Genomic DNA, 15,321 nt, shown 5'->3' with positions numbered 1-15,321 from the left:
ACCCCCGGTCTATCCTGTTATTCTGTAACTGAAAGGAAAAACGGCCATGAAGATCACCTTCAGAATGTACATGATGATCTGTGCCTGTATTGCCATCCCCCTTTGCGGTCTCGCATGGATGGGGCCGGAACCCCTGGCCAGTACCTCCATGGCCTGGGTGCTCCGTATCGCTGGCTGGATGCTTCTGCTGATTCTGGCGCTCATGATCCTGAGGATCTTCATGACGCTGGTTTATGGATTTCGTGAGTAGCAGGAACCATGGGCAGAACCCGCAGCAGCCGCTGCCAGGGCCAGTGCCAGGGGTCAGGGTATCCTGCCTGAACCAGACGGCTGCACATGCGGTCGATGTCCACGCCGGTCAGGGGTTCTGGAGTTGCCCCATTCTGCTGACCATCGCCGCATAGATAGGGTTTGCCGCCACCACACCGTCCAGAATCTTCTCCAGTTCTGAGGGCGGAAAAGCTTCCAGACCTCCCGTACCGAACAGGGGAAGACCCGTTGACAGAGAAACGGCCAGTCCCGGAACCTGACCGGGGAACAGCATATCCAGAAGACTTACGCCGGAACGCAGGCTGTCATAACTTTTCAGCATATCGAGGAGAGATTCGGCATGGGTCTCTCCTCCCGCCTCCCGCTCACGCCTCTCCCGATCCTGCACAGCCGCCAGCATCCGTCTCCGGCCATCCAGCTCATCCATGATTTCCCGGATTTCCTCCACCGTCAGCTCCCTCGCTGTCAGCATCCGGTCTTCCAGCTTTATCGTCACCCTCGGCATACTCTCTCCTTCCGTGGGGCGGTCTCCCGCCCCGGATTCCCGTTAATCCAGCATCTGCACCACATAGGGCGTGGATTTCCCCGAAGGTGTCAGCATGGTGCCGCTCATCTCCATGGCGGAAAAATCCTGACTCAGGAAATCCACCGGGCTGTCCGGCTTGATCTGGGCCATGAACACCTCCACCCGGCAGGGCTTGCCATTGGTCTCGTTTTTGCCGTCCAGCACAAAACGGGCGCGGATGCTGGGCTGTGTGGCTCCGGAAATTTCCTTGCCCGATACCGCCCCATGGGCAAACCCGATTTTTGCCGCACCGCCGGAAGCCAGCAGACCTTCGGGCAGGGCGCGAACCCATCCCATGCGGTAATGCACCTCATAGTCCGTACCTTCCGCATAGGCCACATCCCCTGCGGTATTGGTCAGCACCACGGACTCCGCCGTGATGTTGCCCTTGCCCAGATCCACAAACCGCCCCCCGGCCAGCAGGGTCACGGCCTGATCCGTTACCGTTCCACCGCCCTGATTGATGGTTTTTACCTCTCCAAGAAAGGCCATGGCCATGACTTCCGGAGAAAGCTGATCCAGGGTAATGGCCAGGGTCGAGGGTTTGGGCAGGTTTGCGGAAGCGATCACCTGCCCGTAGGTGGAACGGCCACGGGAGGTCTGTTCCTTCACCTCGCTCTGGGACTGGATGGCAAAACGCACCGCATTGCCTGCGGCCATCAGGCCCGTGGAAGATCCGTCTTCATTCAGACGATCAATATAAAGGTCTCCTGACCCCAGAAAACTGTCTGCCTGTACATTTCCACTCATGGTATGTTCTCCTTATTGCTGTATGGTCACCATAAACGCCGTTACCGCCACAGGGCCGATGCTGTCCTGCCCCGCATGTTCCTGTACCTCCACCTTGCCGATGGAGGCACCCGTGAGGGCGGAAGCCACCTGTTCCCTAAAAATCTCCACCTCCCGGATGCCGGGCATTTCCCTGCACCGCCCGTCCGTCACAGGCTCCCCCGCCACGACCCCCAGAGAGATCCACACTTCATAAACTGGCCTGCGGGCATTGCCCTGACGCTCCCCTGCACAGCGCACCTCCAGAATGAGGATCATGGGATAGGATTCCAGCGGGGGCGGAGAAATCCCCACTCCGATCTGCACCTCAGGCAGCCTGCCATACCGGGTCTGACACCAGTCATTGATTCCCGTATCCGACAGGAGCACATCCCGCACACGATCCAGCACACACCCCACGCTCATGATTTCCCACCTCCTATATAATGATGGAGTCTTTCAAAAACCTGCCTCTCCAGATTGTTCCGGATGGTCGTCTGTTCCGCAGCAAACACAGGCCCGATCAGAGGCCGAGGAGGGGTGACCAGCTGAGAGGTGCTTTTTTTCAGCGGGAAACCCAGAGCAAAAGACCGTCTGCGGGTGCGGTCTGTGACCGGCGTTGCATATCCGGCCATCTGCCGCTGCAACATCTCCCGAAATTGAAAGCTGGCCCGGACAAATCCCACAGACAGCAGACCGGAACTGTCATCGTACTCATAACGGATGGCGCCTGCGAATTTGGACATGGGGTTCCGCCGTTGAGCGATGTCTGTTTCCATGCCGCTTTTTTCTGAAGACCGGCCACCGCCCCGCTGACGGGTGGCGGTCTTATACTCCCAGTATTCCCGGCCCCTGTGTTTCTTTCCGGTCTTCCGGTCTGTCCGCCACACGGATTTCCAGTTTTTCAGCCAGCGTTTTTTGCCCCGGTTCAGGACGGCCGTATGGGGATTCAGCTCCGGCCAGGGTGCATTTTCCGGCCCGTTCTGACGGATGGCGTTTTTGAGGATGTGTTGCAGACGCCAGCCCTCGGATCTGAGGGCCGACGCCGCTGCTCTTTCCGCATGTTCCGGAAATTTTGCGAGCAGTTCTTCCAGATTTTCCAGGGCAATTTCCCCCCTGTTGTCCACATACAGTTCCAGCATGGGTCACCTGTACGTCGGCAGGCGGGTTGAAATCACCTCCAGAGACCACTCCATCCCGGCGCTGACCGTTTCCATGTCGTCCATTCTCAGCTCTGCGGGAGCGACTTCCCAGAGTTCCCCCCCGATCCGGATACGATCCCCGAAATCCGGCGTCGCGATGGTCTCCGCGAGAAGGAAAACCCGCATTCCTTCCACAAACCGTCCCCGGTGCTCAAAGCGCCGACGTTTCCCACGCCTCAGGCGCAGGGGAAGAGAACCGCCGCCCTTGGGCAGGTATTCCGCAGATTCTCCCAGATCCTCATACATATGGGCCAGATCCGAACGGATCAGGGCCTCCAGTTCCTTCATCATCTGCGCATCCTTTCCCGTATCCATTCCCCGGCTTTACGGCCCAGACGAAACACCAGCCCGGCCACGGAGCTGTCCGGCAGGGGGCTTTCTCCGATGATGTCCGAGGCCAGCCCGTAGCCAAGGCCGATAACCGCCAGAGCGATAAGGGTTCCGGGTTCCATTGTTACGATGTCCATTTTCCCTCCATGGAAAGCCGCAGGGCTTCCTTGAAATATCCGTTCCAGGTTTCCGGCCTGGGATCTCCGGGTCTCCATGCAGCAAGGTACTGACGCCAGCCTTCCTCCGGCTCATCCGGCCCTGGAAGGGGTTCCGGGATGGGCCAGAGCAGCAGCCGCGCATAGCAGCAGGCCAGGGCGTCGTTGTGCTGGATGGCGGCATGGCTTTCCTCCACGCTCACGCGGTAGCGCAGCCTTATCAGAATCCGGCGGATGATGATGGCCGTGGCGGGGTGGTTCAGCACCCCAGCAATGCCAGCCTTTTCAAATTGCCAGAAGCCCCGCGCAGGCCCCCGGATCTGACGACGGTGAAGGAAGCGGGATTCCTGCATCCCAATGGCGTAGAGCATGGCCATGGCCGCAGGGCTTTGCATGGCTTCTGGCAGCAGGGCAAAGCCTGCGCTCATGAAGGGGTGCATCATTTTCCCCTTTCTGCCACGGCCCGCAGCACTCTCTTTTCCAGAAGACCCAGGATCTGGGCGGAGGAATAGCCGCTCACGCCACAGACAGCGGCCCGGAAGTTGGGGGACACGGCCTCGGCATCGGCAATGAGAAGAAAGACGAGGATGCCCACAAAGGCGCTCATGAGCAGCCCGCCGAAAAACCAGCACCACGAAAAGGCTTTGGGGTTTTGCAGCATCCTCACCATCCCTCCCAGCATGGCCAGCAGAACAGCGGGTGCGACTTCCATGCAGGCTTTAAAAAGTTCTTCCGGTATCCGCACGCCGCGTCTCCTTTGTTGTCTGGCCCTCACCCCGGCCCTCTCCCAGGGGGGGGAGGGGGCTTTGACCCTCATCCCGATCCTCACCAAAGAGGGCTATTTGATTCCACCGATGAGGTAACAGCACTTGCCGGACACATCCGTGCGGATGCGGCCATCATCGTAGTAGGAGCGCAGGTAGGCTTCATCCACGTCATGCCGCACCCGGATGATCTCTGAGCGCAGGGCCTCTTCCCGGTACTGCTCCACAAGAGGCTCCGAGCTGGCATCTTTGGCATAGACAAAGGTGCGGCCCACACAGGGTTCCGTGATGTCGTAGCTGGCAGAAATCTTTACCAGCGCGGCGTGGGTGTCCGTCCAGATGTCTTCAAAGACCAGCCGCTTGCCCTTGGGCGAGGCATTGCGCATCCCACCCGCCACCAGCACGGTCTTCACGTTCAGGATCTGGGCCAGCTGATCCGCCGTAAGGCGGTTTAAGTCAATGCCGGGGAAGGTGAATTTGAGCTGCTCCCGGATCTCGCCATTGGCCTTCAGCCATTCCGCCACCTGCCAGGAGAGCACCAGCGCATCCGGCTCCATGCCGCACTGCTGGCGGAAGGCGGCTTTGCCGTCCCGGATATCCTGCACCGGCGTTCCTTCCGCCGGGTTGCTCCATTTTTTGGCCACGTTGTGGGGTGTAAATACCGAAGGGTTCATCACCCGGGCGGCAATGCGCTTTTCCTGCGCCCGGAGGATGATGGCCATGGTGCGGCGGGTGGCGATTTCCTCGGCCAGTCCGGCCCGCTGGTTTTCCAGCTCTTCCCATTCCACATCATCTAAAGCTTCTTCGTGGCCCTTTTCCGACACCGCATATTTCCCCCGCTCGTACTCCCATTCCGACCTGTGGTACCGGCCCCTGGGGGAGCGGTCCACGTCTTCATCGGAAAAGAGCACTTCCGCAGGAATCACGGGATAGGTGTCGCCTCTGGCCATGACCTTATGCACAGGCATGACCGAAAGGCCGATATAGCCCTCCGAGGGATCGCGGAGGGTTTCGAGTACGGTAGCGCCCAGATCGGGACGCCAGATAAGACTGCCGTTGGTGGCGCGCATGGTATTTCCTTTCCTTTAACCCCCTCTCCCTCAGGGAGAGGGCCGGGGTGAGGGCCTCTAAACGCTTACGCTGGCATGAAAATCATAGGGCAGCACCTCGATGATCTCCCCTTCACCCGCCGCCCCTTTCAGGGCAATGCCGATCTTCCGGTACGTCCCGGCGCTTGCGGGAAGGGCCTGAATCCGCCCCTGATCCGCCGCAAAAACAAAGCCCCCGGCGGTAACGGCTCCGGCGGTTTCCAGCTCCCAGGTGCCGTCCACCCCAAGATGCTGCACGGACACCCGTTCCCCTTCCAGCGCATAGGTGGTGGCAAAGCCGATGGGTGTTCCGGCTGCGCTGTTCAGAATCACCTTGTCCCCGTCAAACTGCACAATGCGGAAAGACTCCACACCGCCTGTTCCCACTTCGTAGGATCTGGGCCCGAGAACGAAACTCATGCGGCACCGCCTTTCTGAAGGCTGAGGATGTAGGCTTTATGGGCTTCCGGATGCTTGGCCTGCATCTCCCGCATGGCCTCGCCTCTGGAACAGGCCTTGGCCGCCATGTGGCCTTCCACCAGCGTCAGGAAATCCGGGCCGCTTCCGGGAAGGGCCGCTGCACCCGCAGGTGATCCCCCCACAGCAACGGCGGGAGGTGTGGCCGCCTGCAAGGCCGCGAGAATCTGGGCCGGGGTGGGGCCTGCCATTGGGTTCTGAGCCGGGGCAGCAGGGGCGGGTGTCTGGGGATTGGCCTGCGCCCCCAGAGCCAGAAGCCCGGCATCGGCCATGGCTTTGATCTGATCCGCCTTCAGCCCCAGCCCCTGAAGGGTGCGGATTTTGCCCGAAACTTCCGGCCCCGCCACCATGGCCACCATGGAAAGGATATCCTCCCCGGCCGCGCTGATTTTGGGTGCCAGTTCCGCACGCACCGCATCCCCGCCCTCGGCCTTGATCTGGGCGTAAAGGGCGGGGTGCTCCGCTTTGAGTTTGTTCACATCCATGTTTTCCTCCCTGAGTGCTGCCATAAAGGGTTCGAGGCCGGGGGTGATGCGATCCACCAGCCCTTCTTTGAGGGCGTCTTCCGCCAGATAGATCCGGGCATCCGTGGCCCGGATGGCTTCCGGAGAAAGCCCCCGGAGGCTGGCGTAGGATTCCGTGAAAATAGCGTAGAGCCTGTCCAGACGTTCCTGAACATAGGCCCGGCCCGTGTCGTTGAGGGGGGTGTCCGCATTGGGCAGGGCCTTGAAGCTTCCCGCCGAAAGATAGGAAAAGGTGATGCCCGTTTTTTCGTTGAAGCGGCTCCAGTCCGCATGGATCTGCAACACGCCGATGCTGCCCACCAAGGCCGTGGCCGGGGCGGCGACTTCATCGCAGACCGATGAAAGCCACAGAGCCGCAGACATGCAGGCTCCGTCCACATAGCCCACCACCCGTTTGCCCGATGCAGCCTTGGCCGAAGCCATGTGATCCACCAGCTCTTTGCAGCCCTGCACCGTGCCGCCGGGGGAGTTGAAACAGAGCAGCAGGGTATGGATGCCGGGGTCTGCCATGGCGAGATCAAACTGCTGGCGCAGGCCTTTGTATCCCGTGCGAAGGGGGGCAAAGGCCCCGGCATAGCCGTAATCCGGAGACAGGGTTCCCGTGACCGGGAGAAGGGCAATGCCGCCGGAACGGGTGAACGGCTCCGGATCAGGGGCCTGGGAAGAAGGGGCAGCGGTGGGGTGTCGCAGGGCCGAAGCCAGGGCATCCAGAGCCGAAGGCGCAGCGGCCCAGATTTCTGTTTTGAGAAGTTCCAGCATCCGGAAGGGCATAGCATCCTCGCCTTGGGGAAAGACGGGGAAAAGTCCCCGCAGAAAAACGGACAATTTCTGCGGGGAGTATAGGGCCGGGATGGGGGGCGTTTTTTATGGGGTGCTCAGATGTGCGTGGATGGGGGGGCTTTTTTGCTGAATGGGGTTTGATTTTGCTTGACGGGGGGTGGAGGGTGTAAGGCATAAAAACCTTGTCATGATCTGCGGGAATGGCTACCACTGATCCGGATAAACGAGCAGGCATTGCTCCTGCCGTCTATCATGCTATACTGCTGCCAGCAGATTTTTTTACGTGCAATAAACCATCCGTGTTCCGGAGGGCATATGTATTTGAACACATACGGACAGTCAGGGAAGCATCCTTTTGTCTCCATGGCTTTCCATGAAGACAGAAGCGACACCCTTGCTCAGGCCCGGCGCACCGCTTTTCAGAATCTCATCCGGTATATAGTACGTCTCCGCAATGAAGGCCATATGGATGATCAGGCCTTTGAAGCCCTTGTCCGGCAGGCCGCTGCATCCTACTCAGGTGCAGAAATATCCGAACGCATTGAAAAGGTGCTGGTCAGTAAAATCAGCTCAGGCCGCCTTCGGGAGTTGCTGCAATGACGGATACGGAAACAAACACAAAGGATACCGCCCCAGAAGAAGGCAAGGGGTATTCTGAAAAAAATGACGTGGGTTTTGTGGAGCCGGAGATGCTTAAAGGGCTTCCCCCGGAAGCAAGGAAGGTTCTGGAAATCGGGATGTCCATGCACAGGCTGGGGCCGGTTCCCCATCCCCTTGTGGACAAAATCAATGAAACCCACATCACCAGAATTCTCGAACTTGCCGAAAAAGATGATGAAAGGTCTTTCAGGGATGCAGCAGAAAACAGAAAATACACCCTGATATACGTTCTTGTCTTTGCCGTTCTGTTCATATTCGCCACCGTTTTTCTGGTCGGCTCAGACAAGGAACTGTACCGGGAGGTCATCAAGCTTTTTGCCGTGTTCCTTGGCGGCCTTGGCAGCGGGTTTGGCATTAGAAGCTATATGGACAGAAACAAATAGAGACTGAGAAAAGGGCCTGCCCGACCTTTCTCCAGTTCCTGTTTTTCCACATCATTTGATGTGGAAAAATGAGAACACTGCCTGCCCCAGGGCGCCACTGACCTCCAGACGCAAAAAGCCCCCGCACCGAAAAGGATGCAGGGGCTTTGTTTATGGATCAGGGCCGGGCTTCCGGGCATCAGAAAAACCCCTTCCTACACCCTCACCAGCCGCATCAGAGGTTCAAAGGCATAAACAGCAGGTTTTCTTCCGCTTGCCTCCCTCACTTTACGGATCAGATCCTTTTCCAGCAGCAAGGTGGTGAACCGGGCGGAGCTTGCAGCGGGAACACCGCTTTTTTCTTTGAATCGGCTGACCGTGAAAACCGGGAAGGTGAAAACAAAATCCAGCGCCTCGATGGACCACTTTGACGAAAGCACTTCCGCAAAAACCCGTTTCATTTCATCGTAAAGGGAGCGGATCTGGTCTGCGGTATCGAGATTCCTTCCCGCCTGCACCGCCAGCGCCTTCATGAAAAACCGACACCAGTCCTCCCAGTCTCCCTTTTCTGAAACCCGGCGCATGGCGTCGATGTAGGTATCCCGGTTTTCCTCAAAATAGCCGCTGATGTAAAAATGTGGTGCGGATATGATCCCCGAAGACCAGAGCATCAGGGTAATGAGCATTCTGCCGATCCGCCCGTTACCATCCTTGAAGGGGTGCAGGGCCTCAAACTCCACATGGGCCAAAGCGGTTTTGATGAGGGCGGGATGCCTGCTTTCTCCGATATAGGCAAAGAGCCTGTCCATGCCCTCCGGCAGGCGTTCCGGGCTGATGGGAACAAAGAGGATGTTACGGCTCATTTTGTCTGCCAGATAGTTCTGCTCTTTCTTAAACTCTCCGGGAGATTTGGCCGCTCCCCTTCCAAAGGAAAGCAGGGTCTGGTGAACTCCCCGGATGAGCAACTGGGACAGGGGATACCCGTCTTCCATCGCCTGCTGCGCCCCGCGTAAAGCCCGCTGATACAGGGCGGTTTCAATGACATCGGACCGGGTTTCAGAAGTGTTTCTGTCCGAGCCGTCGGATTCCGCCTCATACATCAGCACTTCATCCATGGTGCTGATGGTGCCTTCGATGCGGGAAGAAAGCACCGCTTCCTGACTCCGCAGGGGAGCAAGAAGAATTTCGCTGTTGTGCATGGTCTTCAGCATCTGATCATAGCGGGCCATGGCGGCGGTGGCATCCAGAAGCTCTTCCAGAAAGCGTCCCGTATCAAGGCGCTCCGGTGGAAAGGCATCGTAATGATAATGAACCGCCTGATCCAGATTCAGGGACATCGTCTGCTCCTCAGGGATTTTTTAGGAAATGACGGACAGGCCTTTGCTTCCCATCCCTTCCGCACAAGGGCGTTTGTTGCTCAGATTTGCGAGAATATGAGAAGCAAGACCCTTTGTTTCTAATCTATGCAAAACAAAGAAGCTTGTCTCTCATTTTTTAAAGAATATGAGCAACAAAATTTTCTGCCCGGCTCCCGGACAAGAAAAAGCCCCCGCACCGAAAAGGATGCAGGGGCTTTTTTATCTGACAGGAAGCTTCCGGGGTCTCTCCACCCGGAGCTTACTTTGATTTTTTGCCCGTAATGAAAATATAGGCCAGACCCGTCATCGGATCACCGCTGTCCATGCCCCGCCCCTTCTCCCTTATGATGATGCTTTGCCCAGGAATCCCAGAGTGCGGCTCCCACATTCCGCCAGTCCGATGCCAGGGCTTCCCCTGCGCTTTTTGGGATACCTGCGGCATCCAGATAGTCCTGTGCCGTGCGGGAGGGCAGCATGTTCAGCGCGGCCATGTGGCGGCGGATTTCTTCTGTGAGGGAAGGCTTTTCTTTTTCGGCGGAAAGGGCTTCAGGGCTTTTGCCCTGTTCAAGATAGGCGTTCAGGGCCTTGCGGAGGGCATCGTGGGAGGGGGCTTTCCCGGACGGGCCATGGAGAAGGGAAAGCTCCGCCTTCAGCTTTTCAACCAGCGCCTGACGTTTTGCGGCCTTGTCCTGTAAATCCTGCAATCTGGAAATCACCCGGCTTTCACCCATACATCACCTCATAAAGGAAAGAAAAAGGGCAAAAGCCCCTTTCGAAGCTTCCACCCTATAAAATGGCGGAAAAAAGATCAATCCCGGACAAGAAAAAGCCCCCACACCGAAAAGGATGCAGGGGCTTTGTTTATGGATCAGTTCCGGGGTTTCGCTGCGGAGTCATAATCCCGGAGGGACTGGAGATAAAGCGAAAAGGGTTCTGATCCCTTTTATAAAAACGGTACAGACCGGTGCAGGATGTGTCAGCACCCATCACGGCTCCTGAGACGTCCCCATGGTCAGGGTCATGAGAAGATCCTCAAAGGCATCCTCATAATACATGGGCTGGGTTTCTCCGGGGTTTTGCGGGGAAACCATATTCTCGCCGAAAGCCAGACCCAGATCCGTGAGGTTCTTGAATTTTCTGACCGCCCCACTGGCTCCGGTGCGCTCCCGCTCCTTCAGCATCCCATTGTTCACCATGAGCTGATTAAATCTGATGGTGCTCATGTCCACGTTGTGTTTTTTTAAAAGGGCCGATGCGGACATGCGCGGACGGGGTGCTTCCGAGTACTGGGGCAGTACAGATTTATCCAGACCATGGCGGTCATAGATGGCATAACAAAGGGCCAGCCGGGAGTCATCGGAAACCCGGAGCATGTCGGCAACACATTCCGCTGCCCAAAAATCCTTCTGGATCAGGATTTTGAGGGGGTGGTCGTTGCGGGGGATCTGATATGCCCCGGTGCGCCGGATGGAGGGGAGGATATCCCCGTGAATCCACCTGTTCAGCTTTTTTGCCGTTTCGGTACGGCTCTGGGCCACAAGGTAGGTCATGGCGGGCTCGCTGATGATGGTGGACTCCTGGATTCTTCCGAGGGCATCCGGGATGGGGGTAACAGCAATTCCCCCATCTCCGAAAACCTCTGACAGGGATGCCTTTGCAACATGCGGCGGCGTGCTTGTGTCTATGGCCCTCAGTATGTCCGCCAGAACAAACCAGTTTTCCCCGTGGATGTCCTTAATCCTTACCTGCCCAAACTCCCGATTTTCAAAAACCTGTACCGTTGTATCCATGTCCCGCTTCCTTTTTTCATAAAAGGGGTCAGACCTCTTTCAGGTGATAATTTCTGCGGGGAGTATAGGGCCGGGATGGGGGGTGTTTTTTATGGGCTGCTCAGATGTGCGTGGAGGGGTGTTCTTTTTTGCTGAATGGGGCTTGATTTTGTTTGACGGGGGTTGGGGGCTTGGCTGGATAAAACAAAAACCCCCGCACCGAAAAGGATGCAGGGGCTTTCTTTATGGATCAGTTCCGGGGTTTTGCTGCGGTATCATGATTCCGGAGGGACTGGAGTAAGGCTTCGTGGTGGATATCCGGGTTGAGGACGCAGAGGGCACGGAGGATCTCATTTACGGAAACGCCCATATCCTGATACAGGCGGCCAAGGGTGGGAAGATCCCGGAGGATGGCGTTCACCTGCGTCACGAGCTTGCGGGCAAGGCGGATCTGGTCTTCCCTGTCCGGGGCTTCCGTGGCAAGGGCCGGAGCCGTCACCGAGAAACGGCCTGTTTTGCGGATGGCGGGAAGCACTTCCGAGACCACCCAGTTGGTGAAGTCTTCGGCGGCGGGTTTGTTGGAACGGAAGGCCAGCTTGTACAGGGCGGGTTCGTTGATGGTGACGAACTCCTGTTCCTGTTCGCCGTACACCCCGTGCTGGTTCTGGAGGGGGGTGCGGAAACTCCGCATCCCCCTCCAGTTTTCCGGAATACTGTCCAGTGTGTTGCCCCTCCACGAAATGCCCAGGGCATCGCAAACATCTCTGGCAACAAACCAGAGGCTTCCGTTTTCTTCGGTGAGGGTTCTTACGGTGTGATCCTGAAAAGTGAAAGCAGTGGTGGGCAGGTTCTGTGTCATGACGGTCTCCTTTGCTGGTGATAGCTGGGAATCCGCCGCCCTTGTGCGAAAAGGGAGACGGAGCTGAGCGGGTTCGCACTACCGGGCAAAGGAGAACCGGCGCTTCCGAAGAAGCCCCGCACAGCTCCGCCATAAGGGTGAGCAAGGGCGCAAAAAATGCGCCTGCATTTCTTTCATGGTGGAGGGCGCTAGCTCCTCTGCTTTCGGGGGTGCGAATCCCGACTGCGGTTTTTTGCCGCAGCATGAAAACAGTACCCAGACCGGAATGGAATGTCAAGACGCTGTTGCGGATGGGGGAAAAAGGCGGAAAACTACGGAAAACGGACGCAAGGGCTTGTCAGGGGCGGATGGGTGGGATATGGAAAAGGATCGCTTTTTTGAGGGTGAATTAAAAAAGTTTATGCCTCTTCATTCAAATTTTATGGACAAATTATGATACTTGACTTGGATCTTCGACTTATAGATATAAAGCTTGAGCTAAGCGCCTTGAATGATCAATTTTATATTATTGAAAGTAATGTAAAACGATTGATTGACGAAGAGCATAGTAAGCTTGAAGAAAAAAGGGGAAAAGGGTTTTTCAGGGATGAGGAGGATCTAATATCTGAACTGCAAGAAGTGCATCACAAAATCGATATTTTTTATCCAAGGATTTTTTGGTCTCCATTCATAGTTTCAGTGTATTCAGTTTTTGAGGCCTCAATGCTGGAGATCGCTGACGAATTAAAAGATAAGAAAAAGGTCAAGTTAGGGATAGATGACTTAAGTGGAAACTTGCTAGATAAAGCAAAAAAATATTTTGAACATATTCTCAATTTTCCTTTGGTAGTAGAAAATGAACAATGGAGCAAGCTAAAAAATCTTGCAGTTGTACGTAATGCTATTGCACATACTAACGGTAGAATAGACAGATTAAAAAAAACAAATAAAGATAAAATTTATGAGTTAGAAGAAAAAAATATTGGGATATCAGGCTGGATGAATTTATTGGTTATTGAACCAGTTTTTGCAAAAACTTGTCTTGATGTGGTTTCGGTTACTGTTAATGACCTATGTGTAAGATATAAATCTTATGATAATTCAACCCGCTTAAGGCTAAAAGAGGTCTGACCTCTTTTTTTGACCCCTTTTTTTGTAAGAGAAGAAAGACGTGATAGAAACAATAAAGATCTTGAAAAAAATTATACATTCAAATTTGACAGCACTAATTTTTAGTGTTGGTGCAGTGGGAATCGCACTATGGCATAATGAAATTAGTATTTATTTCGTAGTCTCATATATTGCTATTATCCTTATTTATTTGCTATTAGCCACTATTTACAGATTGATTGACAGATGGCAAAAAATAAACTGGATAGACAGAAATACGGAGAAACCTATATACCAGAATATTGAACATGAGTGGAGGATAAGCGAGACTGGTGATTGCATAATGAGGAGCGTTTATGAAGTCACTAACATAGGTAATACTCCTGTTAAGACGATACCATTTGATAATTTTGGTTGGTTTGTAGAACCAGATAAAATAAAATTTAATTACTCTGTTGTTGACAAAAAAAGTGAAAGAAAAATGACAGACTCAAGGTCTAGCATATACAAAATGGGACTTAGTTTTTTTTCAAAAAGAATCAGAATGATCTCATGGTCAAGCGTCATTGACCCTCCTCTTTTAAAAAAAGAAAGTTTTTTGTATGAGATCAGAATAGACACTTCAGAAACTGAAAAAGATGCATTCTCTGACAATGGTACATATGTAGGAATTCCAGCAAATTTACCTGTACAAAAAGCGAATCTTAAATTTATTGCTCCAGGTGGGTATAAATTCATAATAATGACCCCTAAAATTGTACTAGATAACGCTGGTGTTGTTAACAGAACTGAGATTGCTCGAATAGCAAACCCTGAACTCTCGGCATCTCAAGGAATAATATCCTGGAATATTAATAATCTCATTTTAGGTAATAGGTATATATTAAAGTATAGACTTGTTAAAGAATAGTAGACTGCGAGAGGAAACAAACCATGGCATACTGCAATTTATGTGGAGACTGTTGTAAAAACTTTTCTAATCAAAATGGTGTGATCCTATTCCCTGAAGACATTAAAAGAATCTCTCACAAGCTAGGGCTAACAAATAAAGAGTTTATTCACAATTATTCATATGAAGAGCTTTTAGATACTGAACTTGGAGAAATAACAGTTTTTTTTTTAAAAGATATAAAGGGACAGTGCGTTTTTCTTTCACAGGATAATCAATGTACAATCCATGAGATTAAACCCGCACAGTGCGAAGGTTGGCCTCGTAGCGATATTTTAAATGTGAGTGAGTTGGATAATAAAAAAAATACAAATGCTTAGACTCATCTTCTGGCGAGCAGTTTTTGTCAGGAGAAGTAAATGTTTTCACTGATTATCTTATCGCATCTTTGTTTATTAACAATCTTACTGAGCGAGATTGAATTATTAACATTCTAAGGAGGTACAATGCCAATTGTAAAGAAAGAGGCTGTTTTAAGCCTAATTAAAAACTTTGCTAAAAAAGAAATTCATTGCACGTTAATATCAACCAATACGAAACAAAAGGAGAGTAAATCACAGCACATTACTAAATGAAGCGTGACTTGAACCGAACAACATGATTGACCTGAAAATGGCCACTGCAAATTTATTTAATTTTATCAATTTGTTAATGGTTTTTATTTTTCAAATGCATCGTCGTGGTCATGTCAGGTTCTCATAGACGTTTCCCCTCACGCAGCACCCCGCCCAATCCTCTCCCGCCGCCATTCATCCACAAGCTGCATGTCCGACTGCCACTCCGTTCCGATGAGCTGCTTTGCAGGAAAGCCGTGCACCTGAATGGCAATCTTCAGCCTCGGTGCACTCATCCGCGCATAAGCACAAATTTCTTTTAAGCCCACAAGGGCCGTAGGGCTGGGTTTCATGCTGCCTCCTTTATGCTGTCCGTTGTAAAAAATTCCATGGTTCACATCCTGTCCCGCCAGCCGGGAAGTTTGCGCCCCTTCTCCGGCCTTTCCCCCTTCGGCCTCCGGGGCGGAGGCGGCGGGGCGGCTTCTTCCACCACATTCACCCGATCCTGAAGAAGGTTCACGCCGCCGCCGGGCCATTCCCAGAGGGCCTGAGCCAGGGCGATGCACTCACAATCCAGAAAATGATTGTCCTTTCGAAGCTGCACCCAGACCTGCCGCCCCGCCTCTTCCCGAAGCTCTTCCGCCGTGATCTGGCGCAGATAGTCCGATCCTTCGGCCACACCTTCATGGAGATAGCCCGCATGGCCACGGCCCTGAATGGCGTTTTCCAGACGCTCGAAAAAGGAGGTCTTGAGCCGGTTGGGATCCAGCAGCATGAGGCGCGCGCCGGAGCGCAGCT

Annotated in this window: 24 protein-coding genes; 7 read left to right on the top strand and 17 right to left on the bottom strand. The window is 54.0% G+C overall.

Annotated elements, in window-relative coordinates; translation table 11 throughout:
- Nucleotides 1–46 precede the first annotated feature (46 nt).
- Nucleotides 47–250, top strand: coding sequence for a hypothetical protein (locus tag BR04_RS06585; protein WP_496355210.1), 204 nt, complete (start codon nucleotides 47–49; stop codon nucleotides 248–250).
- Nucleotides 251–358: 108 nt separating this feature from the next.
- Here the strand turns inward: BR04_RS06585 and BR04_RS06580 are convergent, their stop codons facing one another.
- The 11 genes from BR04_RS06580 to BR04_RS06530 form a co-directional block, all read right to left on the bottom strand.
- On the bottom strand, nucleotides 359–775 hold the full coding sequence (locus tag BR04_RS06580) for a hypothetical protein (protein WP_496355209.1): 417 nt from the start codon (nucleotides 773–775) through the stop codon (nucleotides 359–361).
- 42 nt (nucleotides 776–817) lie between these two features.
- The gene (locus BR04_RS06575) at nucleotides 818–1,585 is read right to left on the bottom strand and encodes a phage tail tube protein (RefSeq protein WP_496355208.1); all 768 of its coding nucleotides are present in this window, start codon (nucleotides 1,583–1,585) and stop codon (nucleotides 818–820) included.
- A gap of 12 nt (nucleotides 1,586–1,597) precedes the next feature.
- Entirely contained in the window at nucleotides 1,598–2,029 is a 432-nt protein-coding gene (locus BR04_RS06570; protein WP_496355207.1) for a hypothetical protein, read from the bottom strand.
- A complete protein-coding gene (locus tag BR04_RS06565; protein WP_496355206.1) occupies nucleotides 2,026–2,745 on the bottom strand; it encodes a hypothetical protein in 720 nt (239 codons plus the stop codon). Before BR04_RS06565 ends, BR04_RS06570 begins: the two co-directional genes overlap by 4 nt.
- Before the next feature lie 3 nt (nucleotides 2,746–2,748).
- On the bottom strand, nucleotides 2,749–3,096 hold the full coding sequence (locus BR04_RS06560) for a hypothetical protein (RefSeq protein ID WP_496355205.1): 348 nt from the start codon (nucleotides 3,094–3,096) through the stop codon (nucleotides 2,749–2,751).
- Nucleotides 3,093–3,272 (bottom strand): hypothetical protein, encoded by a 180-nt coding sequence (locus BR04_RS06555; RefSeq protein WP_496355204.1) that lies wholly within the window; start codon nucleotides 3,270–3,272, stop codon nucleotides 3,093–3,095. The genes BR04_RS06560 and BR04_RS06555 overlap by 4 nt, the downstream gene beginning before the upstream one ends.
- On the bottom strand, nucleotides 3,260–3,730 hold the full coding sequence (locus tag BR04_RS06550; protein ID WP_496355203.1) for a hypothetical protein: 471 nt from the start codon (nucleotides 3,728–3,730) through the stop codon (nucleotides 3,260–3,262). Before BR04_RS06550 ends, BR04_RS06555 begins: the two co-directional genes overlap by 13 nt.
- Nucleotides 3,730–4,035: a phage holin family protein gene (locus BR04_RS06545; protein WP_496355202.1), complete on the bottom strand. Its 306-nt coding sequence runs from the start codon at nucleotides 4,033–4,035 to the stop codon at nucleotides 3,730–3,732. Before BR04_RS06545 ends, BR04_RS06550 begins: the two co-directional genes overlap by 1 nt.
- Before the next feature lie 93 nt (nucleotides 4,036–4,128).
- Nucleotides 4,129–5,124, bottom strand: a complete 996-nt coding sequence (locus tag BR04_RS06540) for a hypothetical protein (RefSeq protein WP_496355201.1) — start codon at nucleotides 5,122–5,124, stop codon at nucleotides 4,129–4,131.
- Between the two features lie 57 nt (nucleotides 5,125–5,181).
- The gene (locus BR04_RS06535) at nucleotides 5,182–5,562 is read right to left on the bottom strand and encodes a DUF2190 family protein (protein WP_496355200.1); all 381 of its coding nucleotides are present in this window, start codon (nucleotides 5,560–5,562) and stop codon (nucleotides 5,182–5,184) included.
- Entirely contained in the window at nucleotides 5,559–6,914 is a 1,356-nt protein-coding gene (locus tag BR04_RS06530) for a S49 family peptidase (RefSeq protein ID WP_496355199.1), read from the bottom strand. Before BR04_RS06530 ends, BR04_RS06535 begins: the two co-directional genes overlap by 4 nt.
- Before the next feature lie 324 nt (nucleotides 6,915–7,238).
- On the opposite strand from BR04_RS06530, the gene BR04_RS06525 reads away from it, so the two are divergent.
- Nucleotides 7,239–7,523: a hypothetical protein gene (locus tag BR04_RS06525; RefSeq protein WP_496355198.1), complete on the top strand. Its 285-nt coding sequence runs from the start codon at nucleotides 7,239–7,241 to the stop codon at nucleotides 7,521–7,523.
- A complete protein-coding gene (locus BR04_RS06520) occupies nucleotides 7,520–7,966 on the top strand; it encodes a hypothetical protein (protein ID WP_320358711.1) in 447 nt (148 codons plus the stop codon). Before BR04_RS06525 ends, BR04_RS06520 begins: the two co-directional genes overlap by 4 nt.
- Nucleotides 7,967–8,160: 194 nt before the next feature.
- Here BR04_RS06520 and BR04_RS06515 read toward each other — a convergent pair whose 3' ends face one another.
- From BR04_RS06515 to BR04_RS06500, 4 genes are all read right to left on the bottom strand, one after another.
- Entirely contained in the window at nucleotides 8,161–9,282 is a 1,122-nt protein-coding gene (locus tag BR04_RS06515; RefSeq protein WP_496355197.1) for a Fic family protein, read from the bottom strand.
- Between the two features lie 332 nt (nucleotides 9,283–9,614).
- The gene (locus BR04_RS06510) at nucleotides 9,615–10,034 is read right to left on the bottom strand and encodes a hypothetical protein (RefSeq protein ID WP_496355196.1); all 420 of its coding nucleotides are present in this window, start codon (nucleotides 10,032–10,034) and stop codon (nucleotides 9,615–9,617) included.
- 255 nt (nucleotides 10,035–10,289) lie between these two features.
- Nucleotides 10,290–11,093 carry a BRO-N domain-containing protein gene (locus tag BR04_RS06505; protein ID WP_496355195.1) on the bottom strand — a complete coding sequence of 268 codons (804 nt, stop codon included), beginning with the start codon at nucleotides 11,091–11,093 and terminating at the stop codon, nucleotides 10,290–10,292.
- Between the two features lie 229 nt (nucleotides 11,094–11,322).
- Entirely contained in the window at nucleotides 11,323–11,931 is a 609-nt protein-coding gene (locus tag BR04_RS06500) for a BRO-N domain-containing protein (protein WP_496355194.1), read from the bottom strand.
- A 432-nt stretch (nucleotides 11,932–12,363) separates the two neighbouring features.
- Here BR04_RS06500 and BR04_RS06495 point away from each other — a divergent pair, with 432 nt between their 5' ends.
- The 4 genes from BR04_RS06495 (at nucleotide 12,364) to BR04_RS06480 (ending at nucleotide 14,544) form a co-directional block, all read left to right on the top strand.
- Nucleotides 12,364–13,041, top strand: a complete 678-nt coding sequence (locus BR04_RS06495) for a hypothetical protein (RefSeq protein ID WP_496355193.1) — start codon at nucleotides 12,364–12,366, stop codon at nucleotides 13,039–13,041.
- A gap of 40 nt (nucleotides 13,042–13,081) precedes the next feature.
- Nucleotides 13,082–13,930 (top strand): hypothetical protein, encoded by an 849-nt coding sequence (locus tag BR04_RS06490; protein WP_496355192.1) that lies wholly within the window; start codon nucleotides 13,082–13,084, stop codon nucleotides 13,928–13,930.
- A gap of 23 nt (nucleotides 13,931–13,953) precedes the next feature.
- Nucleotides 13,954–14,289, top strand: a complete 336-nt coding sequence (locus BR04_RS06485; RefSeq protein WP_496355191.1) for a YkgJ family cysteine cluster protein — start codon at nucleotides 13,954–13,956, stop codon at nucleotides 14,287–14,289.
- A 126-nt stretch (nucleotides 14,290–14,415) separates the two neighbouring features.
- On the top strand, nucleotides 14,416–14,544 hold the full coding sequence (locus BR04_RS06480; protein ID WP_496355190.1) for a hypothetical protein: 129 nt from the start codon (nucleotides 14,416–14,418) through the stop codon (nucleotides 14,542–14,544).
- 137 nt (nucleotides 14,545–14,681) lie between these two features.
- On the opposite strand, the gene BR04_RS06475 is transcribed toward BR04_RS06480, so the two are convergent.
- The gene (locus BR04_RS06475) at nucleotides 14,682–14,876 is read right to left on the bottom strand and encodes a hypothetical protein (RefSeq protein WP_496355189.1); all 195 of its coding nucleotides are present in this window, start codon (nucleotides 14,874–14,876) and stop codon (nucleotides 14,682–14,684) included.
- A 41-nt stretch (nucleotides 14,877–14,917) separates the two neighbouring features.
- Nucleotides 14,918–15,321, bottom strand: a 404-nt coding sequence (locus BR04_RS06470; protein ID WP_496355188.1) for a terminase gpA endonuclease subunit, incomplete at its 5' end; no start/stop codon positions are given.

Source organism: Desulfobotulus sapovorans DSM 2055, assembly GCF_059569355.1.
The sequence above is the reverse complement of the archived record's forward strand: the minus strand, read 5'-3'. Positions and strand labels throughout refer to the sequence as shown.

Excerpts from the sequence above, each read along its gene's own strand:
- BR04_RS06585 (WP_496355210.1), top strand. The coding sequence starts at position 47 with ATGAAGATCACCTTCAGAATGTACATGATGATCTGTGCCTGTATTGCC.
- BR04_RS06580 (WP_496355209.1), bottom strand. The coding sequence starts at position 775 with ATGCCGAGGGTGACGATAAAGCTGGAAGACCGGATGCTGACAGCGAGG.
- BR04_RS06575 (WP_496355208.1), bottom strand. The coding sequence starts at position 1,585 with ATGAGTGGAAATGTACAGGCAGACAGTTTTCTGGGGTCAGGAGACCTT.
- BR04_RS06570 (WP_496355207.1), bottom strand. The coding sequence starts at position 2,029 with ATGAGCGTGGGGTGTGTGCTGGATCGTGTGCGGGATGTGCTCCTGTCG.
- BR04_RS06565 (WP_496355206.1), bottom strand. The coding sequence starts at position 2,745 with ATGCTGGAACTGTATGTGGACAACAGGGGGGAAATTGCCCTGGAAAAT.
- BR04_RS06560 (WP_496355205.1), bottom strand. The coding sequence starts at position 3,096 with ATGATGAAGGAACTGGAGGCCCTGATCCGTTCGGATCTGGCCCATATG.
- BR04_RS06555 (WP_496355204.1), bottom strand. The coding sequence starts at position 3,272 with ATGGACATCGTAACAATGGAACCCGGAACCCTTATCGCTCTGGCGGTT.
- BR04_RS06550 (WP_496355203.1), bottom strand. The coding sequence starts at position 3,730 with ATGCACCCCTTCATGAGCGCAGGCTTTGCCCTGCTGCCAGAAGCCATG.
- BR04_RS06540 (WP_496355201.1), bottom strand. The coding sequence starts at position 5,124 with ATGCGCGCCACCAACGGCAGTCTTATCTGGCGTCCCGATCTGGGCGCT.
- BR04_RS06535 (WP_496355200.1), bottom strand. The coding sequence starts at position 5,562 with ATGAGTTTCGTTCTCGGGCCCAGATCCTACGAAGTGGGAACAGGCGGT.
- BR04_RS06530 (WP_496355199.1), bottom strand. The coding sequence starts at position 6,914 with ATGCCCTTCCGGATGCTGGAACTTCTCAAAACAGAAATCTGGGCCGCT.
- BR04_RS06525 (WP_496355198.1), top strand. The coding sequence starts at position 7,239 with ATGTATTTGAACACATACGGACAGTCAGGGAAGCATCCTTTTGTCTCC.
- BR04_RS06520 (WP_320358711.1), top strand. The coding sequence starts at position 7,520 with ATGACGGATACGGAAACAAACACAAAGGATACCGCCCCAGAAGAAGGC.
- BR04_RS06515 (WP_496355197.1), bottom strand. The coding sequence starts at position 9,282 with ATGTCCCTGAATCTGGATCAGGCGGTTCATTATCATTACGATGCCTTT.
- BR04_RS06510 (WP_496355196.1), bottom strand. The coding sequence starts at position 10,034 with ATGGGTGAAAGCCGGGTGATTTCCAGATTGCAGGATTTACAGGACAAG.
- BR04_RS06505 (WP_496355195.1), bottom strand. The coding sequence starts at position 11,093 with ATGGATACAACGGTACAGGTTTTTGAAAATCGGGAGTTTGGGCAGGTA.
- BR04_RS06500 (WP_496355194.1), bottom strand. The coding sequence starts at position 11,931 with ATGACACAGAACCTGCCCACCACTGCTTTCACTTTTCAGGATCACACC.
- BR04_RS06495 (WP_496355193.1), top strand. The coding sequence starts at position 12,364 with ATGATACTTGACTTGGATCTTCGACTTATAGATATAAAGCTTGAGCTA.
- BR04_RS06485 (WP_496355191.1), top strand. The coding sequence starts at position 13,954 with ATGGCATACTGCAATTTATGTGGAGACTGTTGTAAAAACTTTTCTAAT.
- BR04_RS06480 (WP_496355190.1), top strand. The coding sequence starts at position 14,416 with ATGCCAATTGTAAAGAAAGAGGCTGTTTTAAGCCTAATTAAAAACTTT.
- BR04_RS06475 (WP_496355189.1), bottom strand. The coding sequence starts at position 14,876 with ATGAAACCCAGCCCTACGGCCCTTGTGGGCTTAAAAGAAATTTGTGCT.